This is a genomic window from Rhodobaculum claviforme (assembly GCF_016653255.1).
In the GTDB taxonomy this organism is placed as follows: Bacteria; Pseudomonadota; Alphaproteobacteria; order Rhodobacterales; family Rhodobacteraceae; genus Rhodobaculum; species Rhodobaculum claviforme.
Map to the genome: position 1 here is coordinate 1 of NZ_NHSD01000004.1, position 2,611 is coordinate 2,611.

Genomic DNA, 2,611 nt, shown 5'->3' on the forward strand with positions numbered 1-2,611 from the left:
GTCCACCGGCACATTGGACGACGTGCTGTACTTCAATGCCCTGCACCACGTGCCGGTGGACGAGCTGGAGACCGCGCTGGGCGAGGCGCACCGCGCGCTCAAACCCGAGGGCCGACTGCTGGCGGTGGAACCGATCGCCGAGGGCCCGCTGTTCGACTTGACCCGCATGGTGGAGGACGAGACGGCCGTGCGCGCGGCCGCAGACGACGCGCTGACCAAGGCCCACGGGGGAACCGACTGGCAGTTGGTCGCCCGCCTGGAATACCTTGCGCCCGTGAAATACGAGAGCTTCCAGGCGTTCCGCAACGGCCTGATCCGGGTCGATCCCGCGCGCGAGCCTACGGTTTCAGCGCAGGAGGACTGGCTTCGCGAACGCTTCACCGCATCGGCGCGGCAAGCCGATGGGGCCTACTGGCTGGACCAGCCGACGCGGGCCACCCTGCTGCAACGTCTGTAGGACGAAAACGGCCCTCCCCCGGGTCAACCGTCCCGAGCTTTCATCACCCATGTATCGACACATGACGACATCTGTTGGAGCGACTGCGACACCGCCCATAACTTGGCGAACGCCAAGTCACGCAAACATCACATGGGTGGACAGCAGTCACGTCGCAAATCGTCGATCGGCCAACGCTCGAAAGCCATCGAAGCCTGCAGCGGCGGCGTTACCGGTAGGGACATGAACACGATACCCGGTCGCAGGCGGCGGCCGGATGTCGCGAGCCCTCCAGTCGCTTATGAAGGAGCGCCGCCATGCCCCAGACGAAGGACCGCAACGTCCCCGTCAACCTGCGCCAGAGCGGTGACGCGGACGTGCGCATGCTGATCGGCACCCGCGTGCGCAAATCGCCGTTCTGGCACAAGTCGGTCGAACACGGCGTGCGGGCGGTCACGGTCTATAACCACATGTACCATCCGCGTCTCTACTTCTCCGAGGAGCAGAACGCGCTGATGGGCGAATACTATTACCTGACCAACCATGTCACGCTGTGGAACGTCGCCGTCGAACGGCAGATCATGGTGAAGGGTCCGGACGCGCAGGACTTCGTGAACCGCGTCGTGACCCGCGACATGAAGAAGAAGATGCCGGTCGACAAGGCGCGCTACGTCATCCTGTGCGACGAGGAAGGCGGCATCATCAACGACCCGGTGCTGTTGCGCGTGGCGGAGGATGAATACTGGTTCTCGATCTCCGATTCCGACCTGTTGCTGTGGTTCAAGGGGTTGAACCAGGGCTGGAACATGGATGTCGAGCTGAAGGAGATCGACGTCTCGCCGGTCCAGGTGCAGGGACCGAAGGCGCAGGCGATGATGCGCGACATCTTCGGCGACGAGCTCGACGGCATGAAGTACTACGAGCTCAAGCAGACGCAGATGTACGGCATGGACGTGGTGATCTCGCGCACCGGATTCTCCGGCGAAGTCGGCTACGAGATCTATCTGCGCAACGCCACCGCCGACGCCGACCGCTTCTGGGACGCGCTGGTGCGCGCCGGCGAGCCGCACGACCTGCGGGTGATCGCGCCCGGCCACATCCGGCGGATCGAGGCCGGCATCATGTCCTTCGGCCAGGATATGGATATCGAGACCAACCCCTTTGAGGCGCCGCTGGAATGGCAGTTCGATCCCGAGAAGGAGGATTGGTATGTCGGCAAGGAAGCCCTGCACCGGATCTATCAGGATGGCGTCGAGCGCAAGCTGGTCGGCCTGGTGATGGGCGGCCCACGCATCACCTGGTACAACTCCGACTTCTGGACGGTGCGTGATGGGTCCGACGCGGCCGACATCGGCTACGTCACCAGCGCGTTCTATTCGCCCAAGATGGAATGCAACATCGCCCTCGCGATGGTGCCGAAGGCCTACAAGGAAGCCGGCACGAAGCTGTACGTCGACCTGCCCGCCGAAGCAGGAGACGTCGAGGCCACGGTCCACCGGGTACCGTTCTACGACCCGGACAAGCAGTTGCCCCGTGGCTCCTACCCGCAGATGCAGGCCGCGGAGTAACGCCGCCCTGCCGCATCACGCCGTCCGGTCCTTACCGGGCCGGACGGCGGTGCGTGTCCAGCTACAGGGTCAGCGCGTGGCAGAGTCCGACGAGAGGTCGGCGAACAGGATGCGGACCATGGTCGCCTCGGTCGGTGCGCCGTTGGCCGGCATGCCGGAATCTGCCTGAAACTTGCTAAGGGCGGCCTGCAACTTGGGTCCGAACTTGCCGTCCATCGTTCCGTCGTAATAGCCGTCGCGGATCAACGCCTGCTGCACGTGTGCCAGCACGGAGGCGTAGACTTGATAGGTCTTGCCGTCGACGGCGACGGTCGTCACCTCGCTGCGGTCGGTGACACGGATCGCGTGCAGGCGTTCCAGCAGGCTCTTCAGTACGAGGCCGATCGGATCCTGCGGGTGCTGCTCGCAATGTTTGGCCAGGAAGACCGAGAAGGTGTCCGCAGCGGTGCCCGGCGCATGGGGCGAGATATCGTAGGTCTCGGGCACGTAGGCGTTATAGGCGCTGGCGTAGCCGTCGATCCAGCCGCCGATGTTCCAATAGAGGTCCGAGCCGGCCGCGCGCTCCGTCAGGAACTGTGTACAGCTCAGGCGGCCGACGCCCTTCAAT

The 2,611-nt window shown here is 64.4% G+C and carries 3 protein-coding genes; 2 read left to right on the forward strand and 1 reads right to left on the reverse strand.

Features of this window, described 5'->3' with window-relative positions:
* Together CCR87_RS00050 and CCR87_RS00055 are read left to right on the forward strand one after the other, a co-directional pair.
* The coding region (locus tag CCR87_RS00050; protein WP_201155311.1) for a methyltransferase domain-containing protein at positions 1-457 on the forward strand (457 nt) is incomplete at its 5' end.
* A gap of 296 nt (positions 458-753) precedes the next feature.
* Positions 754-2,004: a glycine cleavage T C-terminal barrel domain-containing protein gene (locus CCR87_RS00055; RefSeq protein WP_037256531.1), complete on the forward strand. Its 1,251-nt coding sequence runs from the start codon at positions 754-756 to the stop codon at positions 2,002-2,004.
* A gap of 69 nt (positions 2,005-2,073) precedes the next feature.
* On the opposite strand, the gene CCR87_RS00060 is transcribed toward CCR87_RS00055, so the two are convergent.
* The coding region (locus CCR87_RS00060; protein ID WP_201155312.1) for a peptidoglycan-binding domain-containing protein at positions 2,074-2,611 on the reverse strand (538 nt) is incomplete at its 5' end.